The sequence below is a fragment of the Veillonellaceae bacterium genome (genome assembly GCA_012523975.1).
GTDB lineage: Bacteria > Bacillota > Negativicutes > JAAYSF01 > JAAYSF01 > JAAYSF01.
Genome location: JAAYSF010000017.1, coordinates 20,656 through 34,501, shown reverse-complemented (window position 1 = coordinate 34,501; position 13,846 = coordinate 20,656). Strand labels below are relative to the sequence as shown.

General features: G+C 42.1%; 13 protein-coding genes. All 13 read left to right on the top strand.

Translation table 11 applies throughout. From position 1 onward, the window contains the following. The first annotated feature begins 95 nt into the window (after positions 1-95). The 13 genes from fapR to smc all read left to right on the top strand — a co-directional run bounded on the left by fapR (position 96) and on the right by smc (position 13,829). Complete coding sequence (gene fapR, locus GX348_02540; protein NLP41066.1) at positions 96-653, top strand: transcription factor FapR; 558 nt, start codon at positions 96-98, stop codon at positions 651-653. 13 nt (positions 654-666) lie between these two features. Then, positions 667-1,689, top strand: a complete 1,023-nt coding sequence (gene plsX, locus GX348_02535) for a phosphate acyltransferase PlsX (GenBank protein NLP41065.1) — start codon at positions 667-669, stop codon at positions 1,687-1,689. Further along, complete coding sequence (locus GX348_02530; protein ID NLP41064.1) at positions 1,676-2,689, top strand: ketoacyl-ACP synthase III; 1,014 nt, start codon at positions 1,676-1,678, stop codon at positions 2,687-2,689. The genes plsX and GX348_02530 overlap by 14 nt, the downstream gene beginning before the upstream one ends. Next, a complete protein-coding gene (fabK, locus tag GX348_02525) occupies positions 2,682-3,629 on the top strand; it encodes an enoyl-[acyl-carrier-protein] reductase FabK (GenBank protein ID NLP41063.1) in 948 nt (315 codons plus the stop codon). The genes GX348_02530 and fabK overlap by 8 nt, the downstream gene beginning before the upstream one ends. Before the next feature lie 16 nt (positions 3,630-3,645). Next, positions 3,646-4,590, top strand: coding sequence for an ACP S-malonyltransferase (fabD, locus tag GX348_02520; protein ID NLP41062.1), 945 nt, complete (start codon positions 3,646-3,648; stop codon positions 4,588-4,590). Between the two features lies 1 nt (position 4,591). Then, a complete protein-coding gene (fabG, locus tag GX348_02515; GenBank protein ID NLP41061.1) occupies positions 4,592-5,335 on the top strand; it encodes a 3-oxoacyl-[acyl-carrier-protein] reductase in 744 nt (247 codons plus the stop codon). 39 nt (positions 5,336-5,374) lie between these two features. After that, positions 5,375-5,611 carry an acyl carrier protein gene (locus tag GX348_02510; protein NLP41060.1) on the top strand — a complete coding sequence of 79 codons (237 nt, stop codon included), beginning with the start codon at positions 5,375-5,377 and terminating at the stop codon, positions 5,609-5,611. A gap of 93 nt (positions 5,612-5,704) precedes the next feature. Further along, positions 5,705-6,655: a nitronate monooxygenase gene (locus GX348_02505; protein NLP41059.1), complete on the top strand. Its 951-nt coding sequence runs from the start codon at positions 5,705-5,707 to the stop codon at positions 6,653-6,655. 68 nt (positions 6,656-6,723) lie between these two features. Then, positions 6,724-7,965 carry a beta-ketoacyl-ACP synthase II gene (fabF, locus tag GX348_02500; protein ID NLP41058.1) on the top strand — a complete coding sequence of 414 codons (1,242 nt, stop codon included), beginning with the start codon at positions 6,724-6,726 and terminating at the stop codon, positions 7,963-7,965. 11 nt (positions 7,966-7,976) lie between these two features. Continuing rightward, complete coding sequence (locus tag GX348_02495) at positions 7,977-8,702, top strand: ribonuclease III (protein NLP41057.1); 726 nt, start codon at positions 7,977-7,979, stop codon at positions 8,700-8,702. A gap of 43 nt (positions 8,703-8,745) precedes the next feature. Beyond that, a complete protein-coding gene (locus GX348_02490; protein ID NLP41056.1) occupies positions 8,746-9,789 on the top strand; it encodes a radical SAM protein in 1,044 nt (347 codons plus the stop codon). A 90-nt stretch (positions 9,790-9,879) separates the two neighbouring features. After that, positions 9,880-10,140, top strand: a complete 261-nt coding sequence (locus GX348_02485; protein NLP41055.1) for a stage V sporulation protein S — start codon at positions 9,880-9,882, stop codon at positions 10,138-10,140. Positions 10,141-10,271: 131 nt separating this feature from the next. Beyond that, positions 10,272-13,829, top strand: a complete 3,558-nt coding sequence (gene smc / locus GX348_02480) for a chromosome segregation protein SMC (GenBank protein NLP41054.1) — start codon at positions 10,272-10,274, stop codon at positions 13,827-13,829. Positions 13,830-13,846: the final 17 nt, after the last annotated feature.

Genomic DNA, 13,846 nt, shown 5'->3' with positions numbered 1-13,846 from the left:
TTTCTAAAATTATGGCTTGATTTCTTTAGTACTAACTGCTTATAATAGATGTTATAAATTGGTTTTAATACTTGGTACTAAACGTGGGTGATAATATGGCGCGACTGCAAAAAAAACTACGCCAAAAAATGCTTCAAGAAAAAATTAATAGTTCGCCTTTTATCCGAGACGAAGAATTAGCTGAGTTGCTTAAAGTCAGCGTTCAAACTATCCGCTTGGATCGTCTTGAATTAGGTATACCTGAACTGCGTGAACGTACTAAACAAATGGCCGAGATAGCCCGTAAGGAACCAAAGACAATCGCTAGTACCGATGTAGTCGGTGAGCTGATTGATTTGGAGCTCGGCAAGAGAGCTATTTCAATCATGACTGTTACACCTGAAATGGTATTTGAGAAAATCCAGATTGCTCGTGGACATCATGTCTTCTCACAAGCTAATTCGCTTGCTTTGGCGGTAATTGATGCACCGGTGGCTGTAACCGGGGTAGCTAATATAAAATACAAGGTTCCTATAAAAAAAGGTGAAAAATTAATAGCCAAAGCGGAACTTGTAAAAAAAAGAGGCAATAAATATTTTATTTGGGTTAAAACTAGGAACGAAAAGCAGGAAGTGTTTCGGGCCAAATTTATAATGGTTTCACTGGAAGAATGAAGGGAGACTTTTGATGAGAGTTGCCGTTGATACTATGGGCACTGACTATGGGCCTCTGGAAATTGTGTTAGGTTGCGTTGAAGCGGCTAAAGAATATAAATGTGAAATTACTTTGGTAGGAAATGAAAACGAAATTTTACAAGCTCTAAATCGGTGCGGTAACTGGCAGTCGCTTGGGATTTCAGTTCAGCATGCAAGCGAAGTAATTGAAATGCACGAACATCCCGCCGTTGCGATTCGTAAAAAGAAAGACTCCTCAATTGTAGTAGCCACACGGTTAGTTAAAGATGGCGTGTGTGATGCCGTTGTTTCTCCCGGTAGTACTGGCGCTGCTGTAGCCGCTGCCTTATTTGGGTTAGGAAGAATAAAGGGAATTGAGCGTCCCTCTATTGCTACACCTATACCTAATTTAACAGGAGTAACAATTTTACTTGATTCAGGTGCTAATGTTGATAGTAAACCAAAGCACCTAGTTCAAAGTGCGATAATGGGTTCAATATACTCTAAGTATATTTGGGGCATTAATAAACCTAGAGTAGGTCTTTTAAATATCGGAGAAGAAGAGACGAAAGGCAATGAGCAGGCTCTCAGTACGTATCCTTTGCTCAAACAACTAAATACTGTAAACTTTATAGGAAATGTTGAAGGACGCGATATTCCTAAAGGTACAGTTGATGTGGTTGTTTGCGACGGTTTTGTCGGCAATGTAGTACTCAAGCTTGGTGAGGGCCTGGCCGGCGCGATAATGCAGTTATTAAAAGATGCAATTAAAAACAGCAGTTTTATTACAAAAATGGCAGCGATGTTAGTACTTCCGGTTCTTAAAAGTTTAAAAAAGAAGTTAGACTATACCGAGTACGGCGGAGCGCCGCTTTTAGGGGTAGAAGGCGGTTTTATAATATGTCACGGCAGTTCTAAAGCGAAAGCTATTAAAAATGCCATACGCGTTGCCAAAGAGTTCACTGAGCAGAAGGTAGTAGATCATATACGTGAACAAATAGCTAGGGAGGGGATTTTGACCAATGAAGGCGAATAATGCTGTAGGTATAATCGGTTTAGGGTATTATGTTCCTGAAAAAGTATTGACTAATTTTGATTTGGAAAAAATGGTTGATACTTCTGATGATTGGATAGTAGAACGCACAGGTATCAAACAGCGGCACATCGCGGATGATGCTACTGCAACTTCTGATTTAGCTGTGAAGGCAGCTGAAAAGGCATTGGAAGATGCTGGTATAACAGCTGACGAACTAGACTTAATCATTGTTGGTACAGCAACGCCAGATATGTATTTTCCTTCTGTGGCGTGTATAATACAAGATAAGCTAAAGGCTACTAAGGCAGCAGCGTTTGACCTGTCGGCTGGGTGTTCTGGTTTTGTCTATAGCCTCGTGACAGGAAGTCAGTTTATAAGTGCCGGACTTTATAAAAAAGTTCTTGTTGTAGGGGCTGAAACAATATCTAAGATTCTAGACTGGACTGACAGAAATACATGTGTACTCTTTGGCGATGGCGCAGGTGCTGCGGTATTGTCCGCTGTAGACGATGGATATGGCATCCTTGGTGTTGAGCTTGGTGCCGAAGGTGCAGGCGGTGAGCATTTAAAGCTTCCAGCAGGTGGTTCACGTCTGCCGGCGTCTGCCCTCACAGTATCTGATAAGATGCACTATGTACATATGAATGGCAATGAGGTTTTTAAATTTGCCATTAAGGTAATGGGGGAGGCTGCGCTAAAGGCGCTTGAAACTGCCGGCCTTTCGCCTGAAGACGTTGATTGCTTCATTCCGCATCAAGCAAATATTAGAATAATTCAATCTGCAGCTAAAAGACTGAAACTTCCGCTTGATAAAGTTATGATTAATGTTGATAAATATGGTAATACCTCAGCAGCATCAATACCTATTGCCCTAAAAGAAGCTGTTTTATGCGGCAAGGTTAAAAAAGACGATACAGTAGTTTTAGTAGGTTTCGGAGCTGGCCTGACTTGGGCTTCCTGCGTTATAAAATGGAGCAAGGAGGATAACACTATTGCTTAAAAACAAACTTTGCCAGTTACTTAATATTAAATACCCCATAATGCAAGGGGGGATGGCTTGGGTTGCGACGGCTGAATTGGCCGCTGCTGTCTCGAATGCTGGAGGTCTTGGGGTTATCGGTGCCGGTCATATGCCACCTGATGCTCTAAGAAAAGAAATTCAAAAAGCTAAAGCATTGACATCGAATGTATTCGGTGTAAATATTATGCTTATGTCGCCTTTTGTTAAAGAAGTTATGCAAGTTGTTGTAGAGGAGAGAGTGCCGGTTGTTACAACTGGTGCTGGTAATCCCGGTGAATATATTCCGGCATTGAAAGAGATTGGTACCAAAGTTATTCCTGTAGTAGCTTCCGTGGCGTTGGCTAAAAGACTTGAGCGTATTGGTGTTGATGCCATAATTGCTGAAGGTTGGGAAAGCGGCGGTCATGTTGGTGAAGTTTCAACAATGGCATTGCTGCCAATGGTTGTAGACGCTGTAAGCATCCCAGTAATTGCTGCGGGCGGTATCGCTGATTCACGCGGCATTGTGGCTGCTTTAGCATTAGGTGCCGATGGTGTACAGATTGGAACTCGCTTTGTTGCTTCCAGTGAATGTACGGCTCATGAAAACTATAAACAAGCTGTGGTTAAAGCAAAAGAGCGTTCAACCGTACTGACTGGAGTTAGTACCGGACACCCCGTTCGAGTTATAAGTAATAAGCTGACACGCGAATATCTTGAATTGGAAAAAGGCGGCGTACCTGAAGAGGAATTAGAAAAGCTTGGAGCAGGCAAATTACGCGCCGCAGTCGTTGACGGTGATGTCGATTACGGCTCTGTTATGATAGGCCAAATTGCTGGTCTTGTTGATGAAATTAAAACAGTAGATGAAATTATGCAAGAACTGGTGCAAGGAATTCCCGCAGTAGTTGACAACATAAATCACATCGTCCAATCATAAAAAGGGAGAGTGAATTATGGGAAAAATAGCTTTTGTATTCCCAGGGCAGGGTTCTCAAACAGTCGGAATGGGAAGAGATTTATATGAAAATTACAGCTGCGCGAAAAAGATATTTGATGAGGCCGATGCCGCGCTGGGATTTTCGATTACCGATATGTGCTTTGAAGGACCTGAAGAAGAACTCAAGAAAACTTTTAATACACAGCCTGCCATATTAACGGTAAGCATTGCCTGCTATGAAGTCTTAAAAGAGCTAGGAATTACTCCCGATATTGTAGCCGGACATAGTTTGGGTGAATATTCAGCCCTTGTAGCTGCTGGTTCGCTCGCTTTTGGTGACGCCGTAAGGTTAGTAAGAAAACGTGGACAGTTTATGCAAGAAGCCGTTCCGCTTGGCGAGGGCAGTATGGCAGCAATTCTCGGCCTAGATCGTCAATTAATAATAGATATTTGTAAACAAGTTGAGGTTGAGCATGGGCCTGTTCAAGCAGTTAATTTTAATTGCCCAGGCCAAGTGGTTATTGCTGGAACTGCCGATGCTGTTGAAAAAGCGGCTGCAGCCTTAAAGAATGCTGGTGCAAAACGAGCGGTAATGCTCCCGGTTAGTGCTCCGTTTCATAGTACGCTGATGAGGCCGGCTTCGGTAAAACTTGCTGCAGAGCTTGATAAGGTAATAGTGAACGATGCTAATATACCTGTTGTAGCTAACTTAACTGGTAAGATTATCACCTTAGGAAGTGCAATTAAACCTTCTTTGGTCGATCAAGCGGCTAATGCTGTTCGTTGGGAAGACTGTGTAGCCGAAATAGTTAGCTATGGAGCTGAAGTTTTTGTAGAAGTAGGTCCAGGCAAGGTATTAACCGGGTTTACTAAAAAAATCGCGAAGGAAGTTTTGACACTTAATGTCGAGGGAATAGATTCGTTAGAAAAAACCCTTGATTATTTCAAGGAGGTTCGCTAAAATGCTTTTAGACGGTAAAGTGGCAATTATTACAGGTGCCTCTCGCGGAATTGGTCGTTCGGTAGCACTCGAATTGGCCAAAGCGGGCGCTAAAATTGTTGTAAACTATGCAGGCAACGCGGCTGCTGCCGAGAACGTTAAAGACGCAATATTGGCAGAGGGCGGACAAGCGATAGTTGTTCAGGCTGACGTATCTGATGCAGTTGCTGTCGATAATTTGGTTAAGCAAACAATAGAGGCATTTGGCCGCATTGATATTCTTGTTAATAACGCCGGAATTACGCGAGACGGCCTATTAATGAGAATGAAAGAGACTGATTGGGATGATGTAATCAACACCAACCTAAAAGGCGTTTTCAGCTGCACAAAAGCCGTTTCTAAAGTAATGATGAAACAAAAAAGCGGAAAAATTGTTAACATGACTTCAGTTGTTGGTCTGATGGGTAATGCTGGTCAATCAAATTATGCTGCTGCTAAGGCTGGTGTAATTGGATTTACCAAGTCGATGGCAAAAGAATTGGCACCTCGCGGCATAACAGTCAACGCCATTGCTCCAGGCTTTATTAGCACCGATATGACCGCAGTTTTATCCGAGCAAGTTAAGATTGACCTAGCACAGAAAATTCCGCTTGGCCGCTTAGGTGACCCTAATGATATAGCTAAAGCTGTTCTATTTCTGGTTTCTGACTCAGCTAATTATATTACCGGGCAAACTTTAAATGTTGATGGCGGTATGGTAATGTAAATAATAAATATAAAAGCTTGTGGAAGGAGGTGAACCAGCATGACAACATTCGATAAAGTTAAAGAGATCGTTGTTGAACAACTTGGCGTTGATGAAGCCGATGTTAATATCGATTCCACATTTATTGATGATTTGGGTGCCGATTCTCTTGATATTGTTGAATTGATCATGGCCTTTGAAGAGGAATTCAATATTGAAATCCCTGATGAAGTGGCTGAGAAGATCAAGACTGTTAAAGACGCAGTTACCTACATAGATCAGGAGAAACAAGGCTAGTATTACCTGTTAAAAGAAGAAGGTCCCGTGAAATTAGTTTTCGTTTCGCGGGGCTTTCTTAAGGTAAGAGCTGCTGAATGGAGGAGTTAATACTTGAAACTTCCAGAACTAAAAATAGGCCATCTGGTTGCTAAAGTACCTATTATGCAGGGTGGCATGGCAATACGACTTTCTACAGCTCGCTTAGCGGCAGCTGTTGCCAACGAAGGTGGAATTGGCTTAATTGCTGCATCCGGAATGACTTTCGATGAACTCCGGTATGAAATTCGTTTGGCTCGTTCACTGACAAATGGAAAAGGTATAATTGGTATAAACGCAATGGTAGCGGCAAGAGTGTTTGCCGGACTTGTTGAAACTGCAATTGATGAAGGTATTGATTTAATTGTTGCGGGTGCAGGCTTTTCGCGTGATATGTTTGGAATGGGCAAAGCCTCCGGTACTCCAATAGTACCAATCGTATCATCGGTAAAACTTGCAAAAATTTCTGAATCGCTAGGTGCTTCTGCCGTCGTTGTCGAAGGCAAAGAGGCAGGTGGACATTTAGGTACAGAACAAACGTTGGAATCATTAATCCCTGATATTAGTAAGGCTGTTAAAATTCCTGTTATTGCTGCCGGTGGAGTTATGTCCGGCCGTGAGATTGTAGAAACATTGAAACTTGGTGCAAGTGGTGTGCAAATGGGCACTCGTTTTGCGGCCAGTGAAGAAGCCAATGGGGCTCCTGCTTTAAAAGAATTTTACTTAAAAGCCAAGCCGGAGGATGTTGTTCTTATAAAAAGTCCGGTAGGATTTCCTGGGCGGGCTATTAAAAACCCATTCGTTGCGAAAGTTCTTGAAGATGCTGCGCCGACCCCAAAATCGTGTGATGCTTGTCTTAAACATTGTGCCAGAAATTTCTGTATAATAAAGGCGCTTATCCGCGCTCAACAAGGCGATGTTGAGACAGGATTGGTATTTACCGGCGAGTATATTCATAAAATAGAGGAAATACTACCTGTGAGGGAAATTTTTGCCAGAATCATTAATGAAGTTGAGGCAATATAATGCTGGGCAATGCCGAGTATTATTTATAGACCGCTTTTTAAAAGTTAATAAAATGTGAGGTGATCATTTTGAAGAAACGAGTCGTAATAACAGGTTTGGGCGCAATAAGTCCTGTAGGCATTGGAAAAGATGATTTTTGGCAATCGCTGATTAATGGTGTTTCGGGCGTTGGCCCAATCACTCGTTTTGATGCGAGCGACTTTACAGCTCAAATTGCAGGCGAAGTAAAAAACTTTGATCCTGCCCAATACATCGACAAAAAAGAAGCCAAAAGAATGGATCGCTTTACCCAGTTTGCCGTAGCGGCAACAAAAATGGCCTTAGAGGATGCTAAGATAGATCTTGACTGCGAGGATAGAAGCCGGATAGGCACATATATTGGCACAGGCATCGGCGGCATTGAAACTCTTCATGAGCAATTTAAAGTCCTATTTGATAAAGGGCCCGGCCGTATTAGTCCGTTCTTTGTGCCAATGATGATTGCAAATATGGCATCAGGTCAAACATCAATTACTTATGGTCTTCAAGGTCCTAATAGCTGTGTAGTAACTGCTTGTGCTACTGGCACTAACTCAATCGGCGATGCTTTCAAGGTAATTCAGCGTGGTGACGCTGACGTAATGGTCGCTGGCGGTACCGAAGCAGCAGTTTCTCCTGCAGCTGTAGCTGGCTTCTGTTCCATGAAAGCTCTTTCGTCTCGCAATGACGAACCGACTAAAGCTTCCCGCCCCTTTGATAAAGACCGTAATGGTTTTGTCATGGGTGAGGGTGCTGGCGTCGTAGTTTTAGAATCACTTGAACACGCTTTAGCCCGCGGTGCTCATATATATGCTGAGATTGCCGGCTATGGTTATAATGCAGATGCTTTCCATATAACAGCGCCTGCTCCTGAAGGAGCACAAGCTGCAAAATGTATGGCAATGGCAATTGAAGATGCTGGGCTAAGCACAAATGATGTTGACTATGTAAATGCACATGGTACTTCTACACCATTAAATGATAAGAATGAAACACTTGCTATTAAAAGTCTATTCGGTGAGCACGCTCACAAAATGGCTGTAAGTTCTATCAAATCAATGACTGGTCATTTGCTTGGTGCAGCTGGCGGTATTGAATGTATCGCTACAGCCTTAACAATAGCTAACGGCATAATACCACCTACAATTAATTACGAAACGCCAGATCCTGATTTAGATCTAGACTATGTACCTAATAAAGCGCGTGAACAAAAAGTGGATGTTGCCATTTCCAATTCCTTTGGTTTTGGCGGTCATAACGCGACTATTTTGCTCAAAAAATATCAAGCATAGTTTTTAAAACCATGAAAAACCATTTCAACGCTGATCGTATCAAGCAGCTTAAATTGTTATGCAGTGTATTAAAAGTTGACCTTAAAGACTTGAATTTGCTTCACCAAGCTTTAACTCATACATCGTTTGCTAACGAAGCGAAACATCATGGTATTGTCCATAATGAGCGTTTAGAGTTTCTTGGTGACGCTGTTCTCGACTTGGTAATTAGTGAATATTTATTCCGGCGTTTCCCAGGGCTTCCGGAAGGCGAGCTGACTAAAGCTCGGGCGATGGTGGTATGTGAACCGACGTTGGCCCAGTGTTCGTCCAAAATCAGAATCGGAGACTACTTGCTTTTAGGCAAAGGCGAGGCTGCTTCAGGCGGGCGTGAACGATTATCGATATTAGCGGATGCCTTCGAAGCTATCATAGGCGCTATTTATCTTGATAGTGGTTTCGATAGCGCTGCCAAATTTGTTTTGGAACATCTAGCTAACGACTTGATGCTGATTGAACGAGGCGATTATCTTAAGGATTATAAGACATCGCTGCAGGAAGTTGTACAAAAAAACAGTGATAGTAAAATTTCCTACGAGATTATTGCCGAACGCGGCCCAGACCATGATAAGCTATTTGATGCAATGATATTAATTAATGGCATTGAGATGGGACGAGGAACAGGACGCAGCAAAAAAGAGGCCGAGCAACGCGCCGCAAAACAGGCATTAATAAAATTGGAAGTTATTGTGCAATAGCAGGGCGGCCTTTGGCCGCCCACATTTAATTATTGAGGTAATTATGAAACATTATATCATCCCAATATTTATCCCTCACTTTGGCTGTCCCCATCAGTGTATATTTTGCAATCAAAAAAAAATAACCGGTTTTCAAACTTCAATGACCCCTAAACTTGTTGCCCAAGTTATTAAAGATCATCTAGCTAGAATAAACCGCGAACGGCGAATTGAGATTGCATTTTATGGTGGCAGCTTTACTGCACTGCCGATCGATATTCAAGAAGCACTCTTAACTCCTGCTTATCATGCTCTTAAAGCCGATAAAGTTCAGGCAATTCGTTTATCCACTCGGCCCGATTGCATTTCACCGGAGATTTTAAAAATGCTTCATGGTTTAGGTGTCTCAACAATTGAGCTTGGGGCGCAGTCCCTTGATGATAAAGTTCTGCAAAGCGCGGCCCGAGGACACACAAGCCAAGCCATAAGAACTGCGGTAAATTTAATAAAAACTGCAGGCATTAAATGCGGACTGCAATTAATGGTTGGTCTCCCGACCGAGAATTGGTCCAACTTAATAAAAACAGCTTTCCAAGCCGCCGAGCTGAAGCCTGATTTTACGCGCATCTATCCTACTCTTGTTATTGCTGAGACCCATTTGGCCCGACTATATCAAAGTGGAGCTTATGTGCCGCTTCCTCTTAATGAAGCCGTTGCCCGCTCAGCTTTTATGAAACTTATTTTTAACCGTTGCAATATCCCAGTTATTCGAACTGGTTTACAGGCCAGCGATGATTTAAATAGCCGAGATGTTGTTCTAGCAGGACCTTATCATCCGGCTTTTGGGGAGATGGTGGACGCCTATTTATTTAACATTATGGTTGCACGTTGCCTGGACAATTTTACTGAACTTGGGGCGGAGGTAGTTATTCACCATCATGCCAAGGACTCATCTAAGGTGCGAGGTCTAGCAAACGCAAATATAAAAGCCTGGACTGATAACTATAAGGCAAGTTTTAGCCTTGTGCCCGATGGGACTACAATCGGCCTATTAAAAATTGAAACTAATGGACATAGATGCATTATAACAAGAAATATGCTGGAATAGTTTAAAGAAATTCATATTTGAAGGAATTTTTAGGAAATCAGCAGAATACTTTAGTATCGTATAGCCCTCAAACCAAAGGAGGTAACGTAATTGGAAGTACTTAAAGTATCTGCACAATCGAATCCTAAATCTGTAGCAGGCGCTCTTGCTGCCGTACTTAGGGAAAAAGGCTCAGCTGAAGTGCAAGCAGTTGGCGCAGGAGCAGTTAATCAAGCCATTAAAGCAATCGCAGTTGCGCGTGGCTTTGTGGCACCCAATGGTATAAATCTGATAACAATACCTGCCTTTGCCGAGATAACTATTGATGGAGAAGAACGTACTGCGATCCGCTTTATTGTTGAGCCCCGTTAATTAGTAATTTAAAAAGCCTGTTTGCGTTTGCAAATAGGTTTTTTAAATTTTTCTTTCCACATTTACCCTTTTCACCTTCTGATTTACATGATAAAATTTATGATTAGATGTTTGAATGTGTGGTGATTTGTTTGCTATTGCAAAGGCTAGGTCTATATGGCTTTAAATCATTCGCTGAAAAGACAGATATTGAGTTTGGGCGGGGGATAACTGCCATAGTTGGTCCGAATGGTAGCGGTAAAAGTAATATTACTGATGCTATTCGTTGGGTATTGGGTGAGCAAAGTATTCGTAATTTGCGCGGCGCCAAGTTAGAGGATGTAATATTTGCCGGCAGCGCCGGCCGTCGTCAGAGCGGTATTGCTGAGGTTTCGTTGACTTTTGACAACAGCGATCACTTACTGCCGGTAGACTTTAATGAAGTGACCATCACACGCCGGGTTTTTCGCTCAGGAGAAAGTGAATACTACATTAATAAGTCGTCGTGCCGGCTAAAAGATATTCACGAGTTACTTGCGGATACTGGGCTAGGTCGGGATTCTATGACTGTTATTAGTCAAAATAAGATTGACGAGGTCCTAAACAGCAGGCCTGAAGATCGTCGGTCATTGTTTGAAGAAGCTGCCGGTATAACTAAATACAAGCATCGAAAAAAAGAGGCTATGCGAAAACTTGAAGATACTTCACAAAATTTAACACGTGTAGCCGATATAACCGCTGAATTGGAAACCCAGCTCGGACCATTATCTGAAAGCGCGGCCCGCACGACTCGCTATAACGAGTTATATACAGAACTAGTAATTTGCCAGTCTAGTCTATTACTTAATAGACTTAATAAAACAGAAAAGATGCTTGAGATTGCTAACCAAGAGCAAGAGTCGCTTGTTGATGATGAAGTAAACTTAAGTACTACTATTAGTCTTAAGGAATCTGAAGAAGAAGTGATCCGCTCTGATATAGCAAAAATTGATAACGAACTTTCAACTCTTTTAGCTAACATTAATAACGCCAACACCGAGATAGAACGATTAGATGGACAAGCCGCAGTACTGCGTGAGCGTATCAGTCAAGCCGAATATTCTCAGAATAGAATTGTTGAGGAAAAGGCGATCGGCATTGAACAATTACATGAGGTAAATGATAAGCTTTCCCAGGCAGTTACCGCTTACGAAGAAAAGCGGGAGCAAATTATTGCTATAAAACAATTGCTGGCAAATAAAACGAAAGAATACGATGAACTTGCCAGTCTTGTTAGGAGTTATGAACGACAGGTCGAATCAGAAAAAGAAAAAACTTTCGATCATCTTCAGGAGCTAGTAACTTATCGTAATGCAATTAATGCCATTGAACACGAGCTAACAAGGCTAAATACCCAAAAGATGGGGGTTCTTGACGAGCAGACCGACTTTAAAACTCAGCTTACCTCGGCACAAACAAATCATAATAAAATGACTGCAGAAATAAAAACATTAGCTTTAGGAATTAAAGAAAATGATTTGAAGCAGGACAAATTAGAAAAAGAGAAGCTGTCATTGGAAAAAAAGTTAAAAAACTTATTAGTGCATGAGCGCCAACTTACCAATCAACTAAATGAAAACAAATCCCGCCTAAAAGTATTGAATCATATGCAACAGGAACTTGAGGGCTTCGGCCGCGGTATTAAGAATGTCCTAAAAAGCACTGCGACTTGGCGAAATGGCATTTGCGGCGCAGTAACTCAGATATTAAAGGTTGATCAAAAGTATATCACTGCGATAGAGATTGCCTTGGGCGGTGCACTACAGCATATTGTTACGGAAGATGAAAAGACAGCCAAGCAGGCAATAAGCTATTTGAAAGAAGGTCGGCTAGGACGGGCTACCTTTCTTCCGTTAAATACAATTAAGCCGTCACCACGCCGTGACTATGAGTTAACTGCGGCTAATTCCCCAGGATCTCTTGGCTTTGCCTCGGAACTTGTGGATTATGATGTTAAGTATCGCCGCGTTATTGAATACTTGCTTGGTCGGACAATTATCGCTAAGGATATTGATACAGCGTATGAACTTGCTAAGCGCGGTTCATTTTTACTAAAAATCGTAACCTTGGATGGCGAATTAATTAGCCCTGGCGGATCTATAACAGGTGGAACAATCAATAGGCGAGATGCCAGCTTTTTAAGCAGGAGTAGGGATATAGAATCTCTCCAGACTAAAATCGGCAGTATTGAACACAATTTACGTCAACTCAAGAGTGAAGTTGCTACAGATGAACAACGTTTAGCAGAATTAACGGAACAAATTCAATTAGCGCTAGAATATCGGCAACAAACTGAAGTACGTCAGGCCGAATTAATGGTGCATAACGATAAAATCATAGCCGAAATCAACCGCTTGACAATTGGTGAAAAAACCTTAGCATACGAAATTCAAAACTATCAGGAGGAACAAGCTCAATTAGAACAAAAGCTAATTGATACTAAAAATACAGTGGAGCATCTGGAAAATCGTGATATGGTACATAAGCAGATGCTTGAGGATTGGCGTACTAAATTGGCTGAAGCTATTGCTTGCAAGGAAAAATTAAATCAAGATTTAACTGAGCAGAAGATCAAACTATCGGCTTTGGAACAAAATGCGGCCTCTATGCAGGAAAACCGTAAACAGCTTACCGAATATGTCCAGGCTTTGAATAATAAACAGGCTAGTTTAACTGAAGAACAGACTAAGCTAGAGCATCAAATAACTATCACTAGGGAAGAACTAAACGTAATAACCACTTCTCGAACTAATCAAATTAATCAAAAAACCGGCATGGAGCTTGATTATAAAACAGGCTATATGCGAAAACTTGAAATTGTAACTGCTGCTCAAAAGTTGGACAAGGATTTAAAAGAATTACGCCGCAAACATACCGAGCTGCAGAGACGGCTGCATGAGCTTGAACTTCTTAGAACAAGGTACGACTATGAAGTAACGCGCTGTAAAGATGAACTGCGTGATCAATACTCTTTGTCGAAGGAGGAGGCCCTTAAACTGTACCGTTCGGACGACCCAGTACAACTTGCTAAAGACGCTAACCGTCTTGAATCCGCTATAGACGAACTGGGACCGATAAACCCAACGGCAGTTGAAGAATATGCCAAACTCTCAGAGCGTCGTCAGTTTCTGCAAACGCAGTATGATGATCTAGTGGCTGCACAAGACTATCTTTCGTCGATCATTGGTGATATCGACATGACTATGGGTAGCCAGTTTAAAGAAGCCTTTCATAAAATTAACGGTTACTTTGGGGAGATTTTCGTTAAAATGTTTGGCGGCGGCATGGCTCAAATACGACTTACCGATCCAGACAATTTATTGGAAACTGGAATTGAAGTTATCGTTCAGCCGCCAGGTAAGAAATTGCAAAACCTTGTTTTGCTTTCAGGCGGAGAAAGGGCTTTGACTGTTATCGCCTTGCTGTTTGCATTTTTGACCTATCGGCCATCACCATTTGTTGTTGTCGACGAAATCGATGCGCCTCTCGATGAGGCTAACCTACGCCGATTTAGCTCATTTTTGCGTGAGTATGCACTCAAAACTCAGTTTATTGTAGTCACGCACCGTAAAGGAACGATGGAGGCTGCTGATGTAATGCATGGTGTTACAATAGAAGAGGCCGGAATTTCTCGCTTAGTCTCAGTAAAGTTTGGCGATAAAGCCGGCTGATTAGGTATACTAGGAGG